Source organism: Nocardiopsis suaedae, assembly GCF_027706745.1.
GTDB lineage: Bacteria > Actinomycetota > Actinomycetes > Streptosporangiales > Streptosporangiaceae > Nocardiopsis_A > Nocardiopsis_A suaedae.
The window spans coordinates 71,106-84,303 of the sequence record NZ_JAQFWP010000015.1; the positions used below are offsets into that span (position 1 = coordinate 71,106).

Annotated in this window: 9 protein-coding genes; 7 read left to right on the top strand and 2 right to left on the bottom strand. The window is 75.0% G+C overall.

Going from position 1 to position 13,198, the window contains the following annotated elements:
* The first annotated feature begins 310 nt into the window (after nucleotides 1–310).
* Nucleotides 311–3,886, top strand: a complete 3,576-nt coding sequence (locus O4U47_RS10575) for a hydantoinase B/oxoprolinase family protein (protein ID WP_270677573.1) — start codon at nucleotides 311–313, stop codon at nucleotides 3,884–3,886.
* A gap of 85 nt (nucleotides 3,887–3,971) precedes the next feature.
* Here O4U47_RS10575 and O4U47_RS10580 read toward each other — a convergent pair whose 3' ends face one another.
* Complete coding sequence (locus O4U47_RS10580) at nucleotides 3,972–4,691, bottom strand: GntR family transcriptional regulator (RefSeq protein ID WP_270677575.1); 720 nt, start codon at nucleotides 4,689–4,691, stop codon at nucleotides 3,972–3,974.
* A 286-nt stretch (nucleotides 4,692–4,977) separates the two neighbouring features.
* Here O4U47_RS10580 and O4U47_RS10585 point away from each other — a divergent pair, with 286 nt between their 5' ends.
* The 6 genes from O4U47_RS10585 (at nucleotide 4,978) to O4U47_RS10610 (ending at nucleotide 11,268) form a co-directional block, all read left to right on the top strand.
* Nucleotides 4,978–6,207: an NRAMP family divalent metal transporter gene (locus O4U47_RS10585; RefSeq protein WP_270677576.1), complete on the top strand. Its 1,230-nt coding sequence runs from the start codon at nucleotides 4,978–4,980 to the stop codon at nucleotides 6,205–6,207.
* Between the two features lie 102 nt (nucleotides 6,208–6,309).
* Complete coding sequence (locus O4U47_RS10590) at nucleotides 6,310–7,107, top strand: LamB/YcsF family protein (RefSeq protein ID WP_270677578.1); 798 nt, start codon at nucleotides 6,310–6,312, stop codon at nucleotides 7,105–7,107.
* 63 nt (nucleotides 7,108–7,170) lie between these two features.
* Nucleotides 7,171–7,782: a 5-oxoprolinase subunit B family protein gene (locus O4U47_RS10595; RefSeq protein WP_270677579.1), complete on the top strand. Its 612-nt coding sequence runs from the start codon at nucleotides 7,171–7,173 to the stop codon at nucleotides 7,780–7,782.
* A 260-nt stretch (nucleotides 7,783–8,042) separates the two neighbouring features.
* Nucleotides 8,043–8,909, top strand: a complete 867-nt coding sequence (locus tag O4U47_RS10600) for a 5-oxoprolinase subunit C family protein (RefSeq protein WP_270677580.1) — start codon at nucleotides 8,043–8,045, stop codon at nucleotides 8,907–8,909.
* 301 nt (nucleotides 8,910–9,210) lie between these two features.
* The gene (locus O4U47_RS10605) at nucleotides 9,211–10,329 is read left to right on the top strand and encodes an RNA-guided endonuclease InsQ/TnpB family protein (RefSeq protein WP_270677582.1); all 1,119 of its coding nucleotides are present in this window, start codon (nucleotides 9,211–9,213) and stop codon (nucleotides 10,327–10,329) included.
* A gap of 138 nt (nucleotides 10,330–10,467) precedes the next feature.
* On the top strand, nucleotides 10,468–11,268 hold the full coding sequence (locus tag O4U47_RS10610; protein ID WP_270677584.1) for a putative hydro-lyase: 801 nt from the start codon (nucleotides 10,468–10,470) through the stop codon (nucleotides 11,266–11,268).
* A gap of 48 nt (nucleotides 11,269–11,316) precedes the next feature.
* Here O4U47_RS10610 and O4U47_RS10615 read toward each other — a convergent pair whose 3' ends face one another.
* Nucleotides 11,317–13,104 (bottom strand): DUF7800 domain-containing protein, encoded by a 1,788-nt coding sequence (locus O4U47_RS10615; protein WP_270677585.1) that lies wholly within the window; start codon nucleotides 13,102–13,104, stop codon nucleotides 11,317–11,319.
* Nucleotides 13,105–13,198: the final 94 nt, after the last annotated feature.

Here is a 13,198-nt window from a genome sequence, read left to right on the forward strand (position 1 = left end):
TCGACCGGGTACGCCGAGGACAAGGACGCCGACGCCGACGAGGAGGCCGAGACCGCGACCGGACTGCCGAGCCGCCTGGCCGCGCCCAGCGGTGACCGCCCCGAGCCGTCGGACCTGCTGCCGGGCTTCCCGGCCGAAGGCGCCCCGCAGGCGCGCCCCATCCCGAGGGGGAGCGCGGCCGGCCGCCGCCGTATGCCGGATGGGCAATGGCCCTGCGTCCCGATGTGCGGGGGGCTCGGCCGGTGCCCCGCTGACGGGCCCCGGCCTCCTCGGGCGCATCGGGCGGGGGGCCTCCGGGTACGACGTCCGCGTGACGACAGGACGCTGGCAGTTCTGGGTGGATCGCGGTGGCACCTTCACCGACGTCGTGGCCCGTGCGCCCGACGGTCGGATCAGGACGCACAAGCTCCTCTCGGACAATCCCGCCGAGTACGAGGACGCCGCGGTCGCCGGGATCACCGCCCTGCTCGGCGGCCCTGTCGGCCCCGACACCGTCGAGTCCGTGCGCATGGGCACCACGGTGGCCACCAACGCCCTCCTCGAACGGGCGGGCGAGCGCACCGCGCTGGTCGTCACCGGCGGGTTCACCGACGCCCTGCGCATCGGCTACCAGGCCCGCCCCCGCATCTTCGACCGGCACATCCGCCTGCCCGACCCCCTGTACGAGCGGGTCATCGCCTACGACGAGCGCATCGCCCCCGACGGCACCGTCGTGCGCCCGCCCGACCTGGACGCGCTCGCCGCCGACCTCCGGCGCGCGCTCGACGACGGCATCGGCGCGGTCGCGGTCCTGTGCATGCACAGCCACCTCCACCCCGAGCATGAACGCGCCGCCGGGGACCTCGCCCACCGCCTGGGCTTCTCCCAGGTGTCGCTGTCCAGCGAGGCCTCCCCGCTGATGAAGCTCGTCCCCCGCGGGGACACCGCCGTCGCCGACGCCTACCTGTCCCCGGTGCTGCGGCGCTACATCGACCGGGTCGCCGAGCGCTCGGGCGGGGTGCGGCTGATGTTCATGCAGTCCAGCGGCGGCCTGGCCGAGGCCGGGCGGTTCCGCGGCAAGGACGCGGTGCTGTCCGGACCGGCCGGCGGCATCGTCGGGATGGTCCGCACCTCCCGGGCGGCCGGGTTCGACCGGGTCATCGGCTTCGACATGGGCGGCACCTCCACCGACGTCTCCCACTACGCGGGCGCCTACGAGCGCGTGCACGAGGCGCAGGTGGCCGGGGTGCGGCTGCGCGCGCCCATGCTCGACATCCACACCGTGGCCGCCGGGGGCGGCTCGGTGCTGCGCTTCGACGGCGGCCGCTACCGGGTGGGCCCCGACTCGGCCGGGGCCGACCCGGGGCCGGCCTGCTACCGCAACGGCGGCCCGCTCACCGTCACCGACGCCAACCTCATGCTCGGCCGCATCCAGCCCGACCACTTCCCCCGCGTCTTCGGCCCCGGCGGGGACGCGCCGCTGGACACCGCCGCGGTCCGCCAGCGCTTCGCCGGGCTCGCGGCGGGCATCGCCGAGCGCACCGGCGACACCCGCACCCCCGAGCAGGTCGCCGAGGGATTCGTGAAGGTGGCCGTGGAGAACATGGCCAACGCGGTCAAGAAGATCTCGGTGCAGAAGGGGCGGCACGCCACCGGGTACTGCCTGACGACCTTCGGCGGCGCGGGCGGCCAGCACGCCTGCGCGGTCGCCGACGCCCTGGGCATCGGCACCGTGCTGGTGCCGCCGCTGGCCGGTGTGCTGTCGGCGCTGGGCATGGGCCTGGCCGACACCACCGCCATGCGCGAGCAGTCGGTGGAGGAGCGCCTCGGCCCCGATTCGGCCCCCGCCCTCGACGGCCTCGCCGACCGGCTCGGCGCCGACGCCCGGGCGCACCTGCGCGACGAGGGCGTCCCGGAGGCGCGCATCGAGCTGCGGCGGCGGGCGCGCCTGCGCTACGACGGCACGGACACCCCGGTCACCGTCGCCCTCGGGGTGGTGCCGGACATGGTCGCCGAGTTCGAGCGCGAGCACCGGCGCACCTACTCCTTCCTGATGGACCGCCCGCTGGTGGTGGAGGCCGTGGAGGTCGAGGCGGTCGCCCCCTCCGACACCGGCGACCCCGCGCCCGCCCCGGCGCCCTCCCCCGAACCCCCCGAGCCGGTGCGGATGCACGTCGCGGGCCGGTGGCGCACCGTCGGGCTGCACCGGCGCGCGGCCCTCCCGCCCGGCACCGACGTCACCGGCCCGGCGGTCGTCGCCGAGGACGGCGCGACCACCGTGGTCGACGACGGCTGGGCGGCGCGGGCCGAACCCACCGGCCACCTGGTGCTGCGCCGGGTGCGCCCCCGCCCGCGCACCGCCCTGGGCACCGGCCCGGACCCGGTGATGCTGGAGGTGTTCAACAACCTCTTCATGTCCATCGCCGAGCAGATGGGCGCCCGGCTGGAGGCCACCGCCCAGTCGGTGAACATCAAGCAGCGCCTCGACTTCTCCTGCGCCCTGTTCGACCCGGGCGGCGGCCTGATCGCCAACGCCCCGCACATGCCGGTGCACCTGGGGTCCATGGGGGCGACCGTGCGTGAAGTGGTCGAGCGCAACGCCGGGCGGATGCGCCCCGGGGACGTGTACGCGGTCAACGACCCCTACCACGGGGGCACCCACCTGCCGGACGTGACGGTGGTGACACCGGTGTACGACGCCGAGGGCGGCGAGGTGCTGTTCCATGTGGCCTCGCGCGGGCACCACGCGGAGATCGGCGGGCTCACCCCGGGGTCGATGCCCGCGTTCAGCCGCGACGTGCACGAGGAAGGGGTGCTGTTCGACAACCACCTGCTCGTGCGGGAGGGGCGCTTCCTGGAGGAGGAGACGCGCGCGCTGCTGGAGGGGGCGCGGTACCCCTCGCGCGCGCCGGAGACCAACCTGGCCGACCTCAGGGCGCAGGTGGCGGCGAACGCCAAGGGTGTCGAGGAGGTCGGAAAGATGATCGGCCACTTCGGCCTTGATGTCGTGCAGGCCTACATGGGGCACGTGCAGCGCAACGCCGAAGAGGCGGTGCGGCAGGTGATCGACGCCTTGGGGGACGGGGAGTTCCGCTACGAGATGGACTCGGGCGCCGTCATCGCGGTGCGGGTGGAGGTGGACCGGGACGCGCGGTCCGCCGTCATCGACTTCACCGGGACCTCGCCGCAACTGGCGACCAACTTCAACGCGCCGTCGTCGGTGGCCCGGGCCGCGGTGCTGTACGTGTTCCGCACGCTGGTGGGGGACGACATCCCGCTCAACGACGGGTGCCTGGTGCCGCTGAGCATCGTCGTTCCCGAAGGGAGCATGCTCGCGCCGGCCTACCCCGCGGCCGTCGTCGCCGGGAACGTCGAGACGTCGCAGGCCGTGACGGGTGCGCTGTACGGGGCGCTGGGCGTGCAGGCCGAGGGGGCGGGCACGATGAACAACGTCACCTTCGGGAACGAGCGGTTCCAGTACTACGAGACGGTGGGATCCGGGTCCGGCGCGGGCGACGGTTTCGCCGGGGCGTCGGTGGTGCAGACGCACATGACCAATTCGCGGCTGACCGACCCCGAGGTGCTGGAGATGCGGCTTCCCGTGCGCCTGGAGGAGTTCTCGGTGCGGAAGGGGAGCGGCGGGGCGGGCGCCTGGCGCGGGGGCGACGGGGGAGTGCGGCGCATCGTGTTCCTGGAGCCGATGACGGTCAGCACGCTCACGGGCAACCGCAGGCGCGCCCCCTACGGTGCGGCGGGCGGCGGTCCGGGCGCGTGCGGAGCCGACCTGGTGGAGCGCGCCGACGGCACCGTGGAGGAGCTGGAGGGGTGCGCGTCGGTGCGCATGGAGCCGGGCGACCACTTGGTCGTCCAGACCCCGGGCGGGGGAGGGTACGGGCGGCGTTCCTAGGCCGAGTCCGAAGTCCCGCCCCTCCGTTGTTGATCTCGGGAAAAACGACGCTACGAGCGCGGTTTGAGCGTCGTATTTCCCGAGATCAACGGGGATCCGGCTCCCCGACCCCCTCGGGCTCCTCCGAGAACGCCTCGACCAGTTGGCGTTCGGCGACGTCGAAGTAGTCGGACAGCTCCTCCGCCGCCTCTTCCAGGCGCCCCTCCTCCAGCAGGCGGTGGATCCGGCGGTTCAGTGCCACGTAGGGGACGTGGAAATCACGCGGGGCCGCCATCGCGTGGAACACCAGCCGCAGCTCCGCCAGCAGCCGCCGCACCACCTCGTCGGTGCGGGGGCTGTCCGCCAGCGCCGCCAGCGCCTGGTGGAACCGCATGTTGGCGGTGCCCACCCCCCACCAGTCGCCCCGCCCCGCGGCCGCCTCGCCCTCCTCGACCGCGGCGCCCACCCGGGCCACCGCGCCCTTCGGGGACCGGTCGGCGCGGCGCACCGCGTCCAGTTCGAGCGCGCGCCGCACCCGGTACAGGTCGACCACGTCAGCCAGCTCCGGTTCGGCGACGAACACGCCGCGGTTGAACCGGTGCACCAGCAGCCGTTCGTGCCCGAGCAGCCGGAAGGCCTCGCGGAGCGTGTTCCGGGAGACCCCCAGGGCCTGGCCGAGCGCCTCCTCCGACAACCGCGCGCCCGGGGCCAGCGCGCCGTCGATGATCCGCTCGCGCAGCGCGTCCGCCACGCGCTCGGCGGTGCTCGACCGCTCCAGCGCACCCCGCAGCCCGGAGAGCGCCTCCAGCCCCTCGCTCGTCGCCACCCTCGGTCCCCGCTCCCTCGGTCGTTCCGCGTCCCGGTCCATGGGGCCGGTCCGGCGCCGCGGCCCCGGCCCACCCCCAATTCTGTCGGAATCCGCGAACGCCCGCGGCGCGGGGCGTGCGGGGGCGGCGGTGACCGGGTTCACGAAGGGGTGTGGCCTGGAGCGCTCGTCGGGGGTACGATGACGTCCGCCCGCGCGATCGGTGAATTGTTCAACAATCCTCATGACGACCGTGCGGGGTCCAGTCCTTCCCCCACCGCGGGATCCCCAGACGAGCGAGGACCGCATGAGCACCACCACGACCACCCCCGCCCGCCGCGGGCGCGGTGTCCTGCTGGGAGCCATGTTCCTGATGGCCACCAGCGCCGTCGGACCCGGTTTCATCACCCAGACCACCGAGTTCACCGTGACGATGGGCGCGGCCTTCGCCTTCGCCATCCTCGTCTCGATCGTCGTCGACATCGCCGTGCAGCTGAACCTGTGGCGGGTCATCGGCGTGGCCGGCCAGCGCGCCCCCGCCCTCGCCGACAAGGTGCTCCCGGGCGCCGGATACGCGCTCGCGGCGCTGATCGTCTTCGGCGGCCTGGTCTTCAACGTCGGCAACATCGGCGGCACCGCCCTGGGCCTCGACGCGCTCGCGGGCATCGACACCCGCATCGGCGGCGCCGTCTCCGCCCTCATCGCCATCGCCCTCTTCCTGAGCAAGCGCGCCGGGATGGCCATGGACCGCATCATCGTGGTGCTCGGCGTCCTGATGATCGCGCTGACCCTCTACGCGGCCTTCACCTCCTCCCCGCCGGTCGGCGAGGCGCTGCGCGGCGCCGTGGCCCCCGGTCCGCTCGGCGGCGACGAGTTCACCGCCATCGTGACCATCATCGGCGGCACCGTCGGCGGCTACATCACCTACGCCGGGGCGCACCGCCTCATCGACGCCGGGGTCACCGGACGCGAGAACGTGCGCGCCATCTCCCGCGCCTCGGTCACCGGCATCGTCGTCACCGGCGTCGTCCGCATCCTGCTCTTCCTGGCGGTGCTGGGCGTGGTGAGCGGCGGCGCCGCCATCGCCGACACGGCCAACCCGCCCGCCGCGGCCTTCCAGCACGCCGCCGGCGAGGTCGGCCTGCGCCTGTTCGGCATGATCATGTGGGCGGCGGCGATCAGCTCGGTCATCGGCGCCTCCTACACCTCGGCCACCTTCATCACCGGCTTCTCCGAGAAGCTGGAGAGGCGCAGCACCTGGGTGGTGGCCGCGTTCATCGCCGTCTCCGCCGCGGTCTACCTCCTGCTCGGCAAGGCCCCGGACACGCTGCTGGTGCTGGCGGGCGCCATCAACGGCCTGATCCTGCCCGTGGGGCTGGCGCTGATGCTGTGGGTCGGCTGGCGCCGTTCCGGCGACCTGCTGCACGGCTACCGCTACCCGCGCTGGCTGCTCGCCCTCGGCGCGGCGGTGTGGGTGCTGACCGTGTACATGGGCTGGAACGCGCTGTCCGGCATCGCCGGCCTCTGGGCCGGCTGACACGGCGGAGCGGGGTCCAGGGGCGCCCCTGGGCGCCCCGCCCTGGCTCCGCACCACCCCGACCGCGACGACGAGCGCGACGACAAAGAGGAGGGAGCGCCCGTGCGCATCGACCTCAACGCCGACCTGGGCGAGAGCTTCGGCCGCTGGGAACTCGGTGACGACGAGGCCCTGTTGACCATCGTCACCAGCGCCAACGTCGCCTGCGGCTTCCACGCCGGCGACCCGACCGTGCTCCGCCGCGCCTGCCGCGGCGCGGTGCGCACCGGGGCCGCGATCGGCGCCCAGGTGGGGTACCGGGACCTGGCGGGGTTCGGCCGCCGGTTCATCGACACCGCGCCCGAGGAGCTGGCCGACGACGTCCTGTACCAGATCGGCGCCCTGGACGGCATCGCCCGCGCCTCGGGCGGGCGGGTCGCCTACGTCAAGCCGCACGGGGCGCTGTACAACGCGATCGTGCACCACGAGGCCCAGGCGGCCGCCGTGGCCGCCGCGGTCCGCGACGCCGCCCCCGGCCTGCCGGTGCTGGGCCTGCCCGGCTCGGCGTGGCTGCGCGCGGCTGAGGACGCCGGACTGCGGCCGGTGCGGGAGGCCTTCGCCGACCGCGCCTACACACCGGACGGCACGCTGGTGTCGCGCCGGGAACAGGGGGCGGTGCTGCACGACCCGGACGAGATCGCCGAACGCTGCGTGCGCATCGTGCGCGGCGAGCCGGTCGCGGCCGTCGACGGCACCCCGGTGCGGATCGAGGCCGAGTCGCTGTGCGTGCACGGCGACACCCCCGGTGCGGTGGAGACCGCCCGGGCGGTGGCCAAAGCCCTGCGCGCCGAGGGCATGGAGCTCGCGCCCTTCGCGGGCGGCGTGCCGGAAGGGGAGGAAGGCGGGAGCGGGAATGCGTGACCGAGCCGCCGTGCGCCCCCTTCGGGCGGTGCCCGCCGCAGCCCACCTCCCCCGGGAGGCGTCGTGCGCGTTCTGACCTGCGGTGACTCCGGCGTCCTCGTCGAGGTCGCCGACCTGGGGGAGGCCCTGGCCCTGCAGGCGGCCCTCGGCGAGGACCCCGTCCCCGGCGTGGTCGAGACCGTGCCCGCCGCACGCACCGTGCTCCTGCGCGTCGCCCCGGACGCCCCCGGCGGGGCGCGGGCCGCGGCCGAGGCGGTGCGGCGGCTCCGCCCCCGGCCCGGTGCCCTGCCGCAGGGCGGCGAGGTGGAGATCGAGGTCCAGTACGACGGCGAGGACCTGGGCGAGGTCGCCGAGATCACCGGAATGACCGAGCGCGGGGTGGTGCGCGCGCACACCGCCGCCCGCTGGACGGTGGCCTTCGGCGGGTTCGCGCCGGGGTTCGGCTACCTGGTCGGCGACGACCGGCGGCTGGACGTGCCGCGCCGCGGCGAGTCGCGCACCCGCGTTCCCGCCGGGTCGGTGGCGCTGGCCGGAGGGTTCGGCGGCGTCTACCCGCGCAGCTCCCCGGGCGGGTGGCGGCTGCTGGGGCGGACCGACGCGGTCGTGTGGGACCTGGACCGCGACCCGCCCGGCCTGCTGGTCCCGGGCACCCGGGTCCGGTTCCGCGAGGTCTGAGCAGGGCGGGGGTGCCGTCGGGAACACCGGCCAGGACGGCGGCGGCCTGATAGGACCGTGCATCGGGTGCCGAGGGGCCCCTCCGCTCCGGCGGAGGCGTCGCGGCACACCGCCCGGCGGGACGCAGGAGGCCTCCGGGGCACGGCCGGATCCACGCGGCGGCCCGGGAGGGCGCGCGGAGGGCCGGCGACGGCTCGGCGAGGAGCGGCCGGACCACCGGCGGGCGCGCCGGGCAACGACGACGAGGAGGGGGAGGACACGTGGCGGACCGGGCACTGGAGGTGCTCGCGCCGGGGCCGCTGGCGACGGTGCAGGATGCGGGGCGGCACGGCCACGCGGCCCTGGGGGTCGGCGCGTCGGGGGCGGCGGACGCCGCCTCCTACGCCCGCGCCAACCGGCTGCTGGCCAACCCGGAGGGGGCGGCGGCCCTGGAGGCGACCATGGGCGGCCTGGCGCTGCGGGCCCGCGGCGAGGTGACGGTGGCGGTCACCGGCGCCCCGTGCCCGGTGCGGGTCGGCGGCCGTGGCGCCGCGACCGCCGAAGTGCTGCGCCTCCGGGACGGGGAGGAGCTGCGCCTGGGCCCGCCCGTGCGGGGGCTGCGCAGCTACGTCGCGGTGCGCGGGGGCGTGGACGTGCCCGCGGTGCTCGGCTCGCGCAGCACCGACGTGCTGTCGGGGCTGGGGCCCGAACCCCTGCGCGCGGGGGACGTGCTCGCGGTGGGGGAGCCGCCGCGCGCCTTCCCCGTGCTCGACGCGGTGCCCGAGCCGCCGGTGGGCGGGGACCGGCTGGAGCTGGGCGTGGTGCTCGGTCCGCGCGACGACTGGTTCGCCCCCGAGGCGGTGGAGTCCCTGCTGGGCGGGGAGTTCGAGGTCACCGGCCGCAGCGACCGGGTGGGCATGCGCCTTGCGGGCCCGGCCCTGCCCCGGGCGGTCGGGGGCGAACTGCCGACCGAGGGGATGGTGTCGGGGTCGCTGCAGGTCCCGCCGGACGGCGAACCGGTGCTGTTCCTGGCCGACCACCCGGTGACCGGCGGCTACCCGGTGATCGCGGTGGTGCGCTCGGCCGACCTGCCCCGCGCGGCCCAGGCCCGCCCGGGCACGAGGCTGTCGTTCGCCGCGCAGCCGTGACGCCGGTGCACACCCAAGCGAGGGGGAGGTCGCACCGTGCAAGGGCGGTGTTCACCCCCGAGGGGCGGCGTCCGCCGGTCTCCGCTGGAAGGGCGCATGGGAGGCGCAGTACGCCGGAGTACGCCGCGGCGGTCGGTCGGCGCCGCCGTGCCGGAGTGGGAGAACGCCCACCGACCGTGGTCGGCGAACCGGGCGGCGGGAACGAACCACCGAGGTCCTTGGCGAGGGTGCCCCGGCCTTCAGGCCGGGGGTGGATCGCTTTCAAAGAATGTCCGGCCCTCCCGCTAGGATCACCACCGCCATGCAGCTTCGCTACCAGTACCGTGTGTACCCGACCCCCGGACAGCGCATAGCGCTCGCCCGGCTGTTCGGGTGCGCGCGGGTGGTGTTCAACGACGGGCTGCGCTACGCCGAACAGGTCAAAGACCGGACCGGGCGGCGCCCTTCGAACGCCGAGATCCAGCGCAAGGTGATCACCGAAGCCAAGCGCACACCCGAGCGGGCGTGGCCGGGCGAGGTATCGCACTCGGTCCTGCAACAGTCCGTGCGCGACCTCGGTACCGCCTATAAGAACTGGCGCGAGTCCCGGTCGGGCTCGCGCAAGGGAGGCAAGCTCGGGCACCCCCGGTTCAAGTCCCGCAAGGACAACCGCCAAGCGGTCCGGTGCGCGGGCAAAGAGTTGCGCATCCACAACGGAAAGCTGGTCTTTCCCAAGGTCGGTGCTCTCAAGGTGCGGTGGTCACGGGACCTGCCCTCCGCTCCGTCGTCGGTCACCCTGATCAAGGACGCGGCCGGCCGGTACTTCGCATCCTTCGTCGTCGGGACCGACGACGAGCCGCTGCCGGAGAGCACCGGCGATGTCGGGATCGACCTCGGGCTGTCGGCCTACGCGATCCTCGACGACGGCACGAAGGTCTGTTCACCGAGGTTCTTCCGGCGCGCCCAACGCAAGCTCAGGCGCGTGCAGCGCGCGCACTCCCGCAAGGCCCAAGGGTCGAACAACCGGGCCAGACACCGTGTGAAGGTCGCGCGGGTGCACGCACGTGTAGCCGCTCAGCGGTCCGACTTCCAACACAAGCTCTCGACACGGCTGATCCGCGACAACCAAGCGGTCTATGTCGAGGGCCTGTCGTTGGCGGGTCTGCTGCGCGGCAATGCCGCCAAGTCGTGGGCGGACGCGGGGTTCTCGGCGTTCGTGCGCATGTTGGAGTACAAGGCCGCACGCTACGGGCGCGCCTTCGCCAAGGCGGACCGGTTCTTCCCCAGTACGCAGATGTGCTCGGAGTGCGGGTCGTTGGCCGGGCCCAAGGGCCTGGAGGGGTTGAAGGTGCGCGTCTGGTCGTGCTCATGCGGCGCCCGCCATGACCGGGATGTCAACGCCGCTAGGAACGTGCTCGCCGCCGGACGGGCGGAGAGCTGAAACGCCTGTGGACAGGGTGTAAGACGGGCCTGGCCCGCTGTCCTGGTCGAAGCAGGAACCCGGCGAGACCCGCACCTTGCGGGTGGTAGGGAATCCCCGGCCTTCAGGCCCGGGAGGACGTCAATGTGAGGAGAGGACATGCCCACACCCACCCTTCCCGACGATGCGGCGTCCCTGGCGCCCGACCAGGCGCGGGCCCTGTTCCGCGGCGGGCTGCGGGTGCCCACCTCCGGCGTCAGCGCCGGGTACGCCCAGGCCAACCTCATCGCGCTGCCCCGCGACTGGGCCTTCGACTTCCTCCTCTTCGCCCAGCGCAACCCCAAGGCCTGCCCGGTGCTCGACGTCGCCGAGGACGGCCGCACCGCCGCCCCGCTCTTCGACGGGGACCTGCGCACCGACCTGCCCGCCTACCGCGTCTACGAGCACGGCCGCCTCGTGGCCGAGACCGCCGACGCCTCCGAACACTGGCGGCCGGACCTGGTGTCCTTCCTCATCGGGTGCAGCTTCACCTTCGAGGCGCCGCTGCTGGAGGTCGGCATTCCCGTCCGGCACATCGAGGCCGGGACCAACGTCGCCATGTACCGCACCTCGCGCCCCTGCCGCCCCGCCGGACGGCTGTCGGGGCCGCTGGTGGTGTCCATGCGGCCGATCCCCGCCGACCGCGTGGCCGACGCGGTGCGGATCACCTCCCGCTACCCGGCCGTCCACGGAGCGCCCGTGCACGTCGGCGACCCGGCGGGGCTCGGCATCGCCGACCTGTCCCGCCCCGACTACGGCGACCCGGTGGAGGTGCGTCCGGGCGAGGTGCCGGTCTTCTGGGCCTGCGGGGTCACTCCGCAGGCGGCCGTCGCCGCATCGGCGCCGGAGTTCGCCATCGGCCACGCCCCGGGCCACATGGCCGTCACCGACGCCCGCGACGCCGACTACCAGGTGCCCTGACCCGCCGCCGGGGGCGACCGCCCCTCGTGCGGCCGGGTTCGCGTCCGCCTACAGCGTGTACGGCCCGTCCTCGTCGACCGCCAGGTCCCCGGAGGCGCCGTCCCGCCCCTTGATCCACACCACCTCGGCGCGGCGGCCGTCGAGCGCGAGTTCGGCGATGGCGTTGTCGAACCACGGCCCCTCGTCCAGCCCCCACTCCAGCAGCGGCGGGCGCACCCCGGCCGTGCGGGCCATGATCCAGCCCGCCCACGCCGTCGGCGCCGCCGCCGACAGCCGCGCCGCCCAGCGGAACTTCGTCGGCAGCCGGTTGCACAGCGGCGACGACACGAGCTGGGCGATGCGCGTCCCGCCCCCGGGGGCGCCCTCGCGCGCGGCCCGCCGTGACGGCCGGGCGCGGGCCAGGTAGGAGAAGTGGACGTCCCCGGACAGGAACAGGGCCGTCGCGGGCGGGTTCCCCCGGGATCCGGAGGCCACCTCCACGAGCGCGCGGGAGACCGAGGCGAACGAGCGCCCGAACGCCGCCCAGTGCTCCAGGTCCAGCGCGCGCCGCAGCTTCTCCGCGGGTCCGCGCAGCCGTTCGCCCCATGCCCCCGACGCGAGCGCCTCGTCCCACGCCTCCAGCCGGTGCACCGCCTTGGGGAGGAGGAAAGGGAGGGTGGACGCGACCAGCAGGTGGTCGGCGTCCCCGGTGAGGCGCTCGTCGAGCCAGGCCGCCCCAGGGGCGCCCAGGATGTCCCTGCGCTGCGCATCGGCCACGTCCCGGCCCGCACGCGTGTCCACCATCAGGAGGCGCGCAGGGCCCATACGGTGCTCGTGGCTCCATACCCTGCTCTGCGGTTCCTCGTGCCAGCCGAGAGCGGCCGCGTCGAGCACGTCGGCGGCGTCCTCCCCCTTCAGCACCGCGCCGTAGAGCGGGTCCTCCGCCCGCTGCTCCGCCGTCAGGTTGCCCAGGTGCTGGTACACCCAGTACGAGCCCAGGCCCGACACGACCCGGTGGCGCCACCAGGGCGAGGCGTCCATCTCCGCGCGCCAGGCGCCCGACGTGTTCCAGTCGTCCCGCACGTCGTGGTCGTCGAACAGCATGAGCGTGGGCACGGTCGACAGCAGCCACCGCACGTCGGGGTCGCTCCACGAGCGCCGGTACAGCTCGGCGTACTCGTCGAAGAAGACCACCTCGTCCTCGGGCGGCCGTGCCTCGGCGCGCGCGTGCGCGTCGGGCCCCGGGCCGGTGGCGGCGCCGCCACCGCCACCGGCCCCGGCCTCCCGAGCGCGTCGGCGCGCAAGGAACTCCTTCATGCCGGGCTGGAGCTCGTCGGCGTACACCTGGTCGCCGATGAGGAGCAGCGCCGCGGGTTCCTCCGCCGCGCCCGCGCCTCCGCGGTCCGTCCCCTCGTCCCCCTCGTCGCCTCCGTCCCGGCGCAGCCGGGCCAGCCGCCGCGCGTAGGCGCGCAGCATGTCGGAGCCGTAGCGGCGCACCGCGCCGGGGGAGTGGTCGATCGGGGTGCGGCAGGAGCCGAACGCCAGGCGCACCGGCGCCTCACGGCCCTCGGGCGGGGTCCGCACCAGGCTCGGCGGGTGTTCGGACGCCGGGTCGGGCCAGACGCGCGCGCCGTCCACCTCCACCGTGTAGGGCGTGCTGGTGCCCGGCGCGAGGCCCTGGAGTTCGCACAGGGCGTAGTGGTGGCCGTGCACGGTGAACGTGCGGGACCGCGCCCGCGCCCCGCCCGCGGCGACCGCCACCTCGCCGGGCGCCCCGGTCTCCACCCACACCGTCGCGGTCGTCGGCGTCGTCTTGCGCAGCACCGGGCCCAGCCGGAGGTCGGCTCCCACGTCCACCTCTCATCCTCGCCGCCGCGTCGCCCGGCGGCCTCGCAGCCGAGTATGGCGCGCCCCTGGGCCGCCCGTCACGCCGCCGGTGACCCGCGGGGCC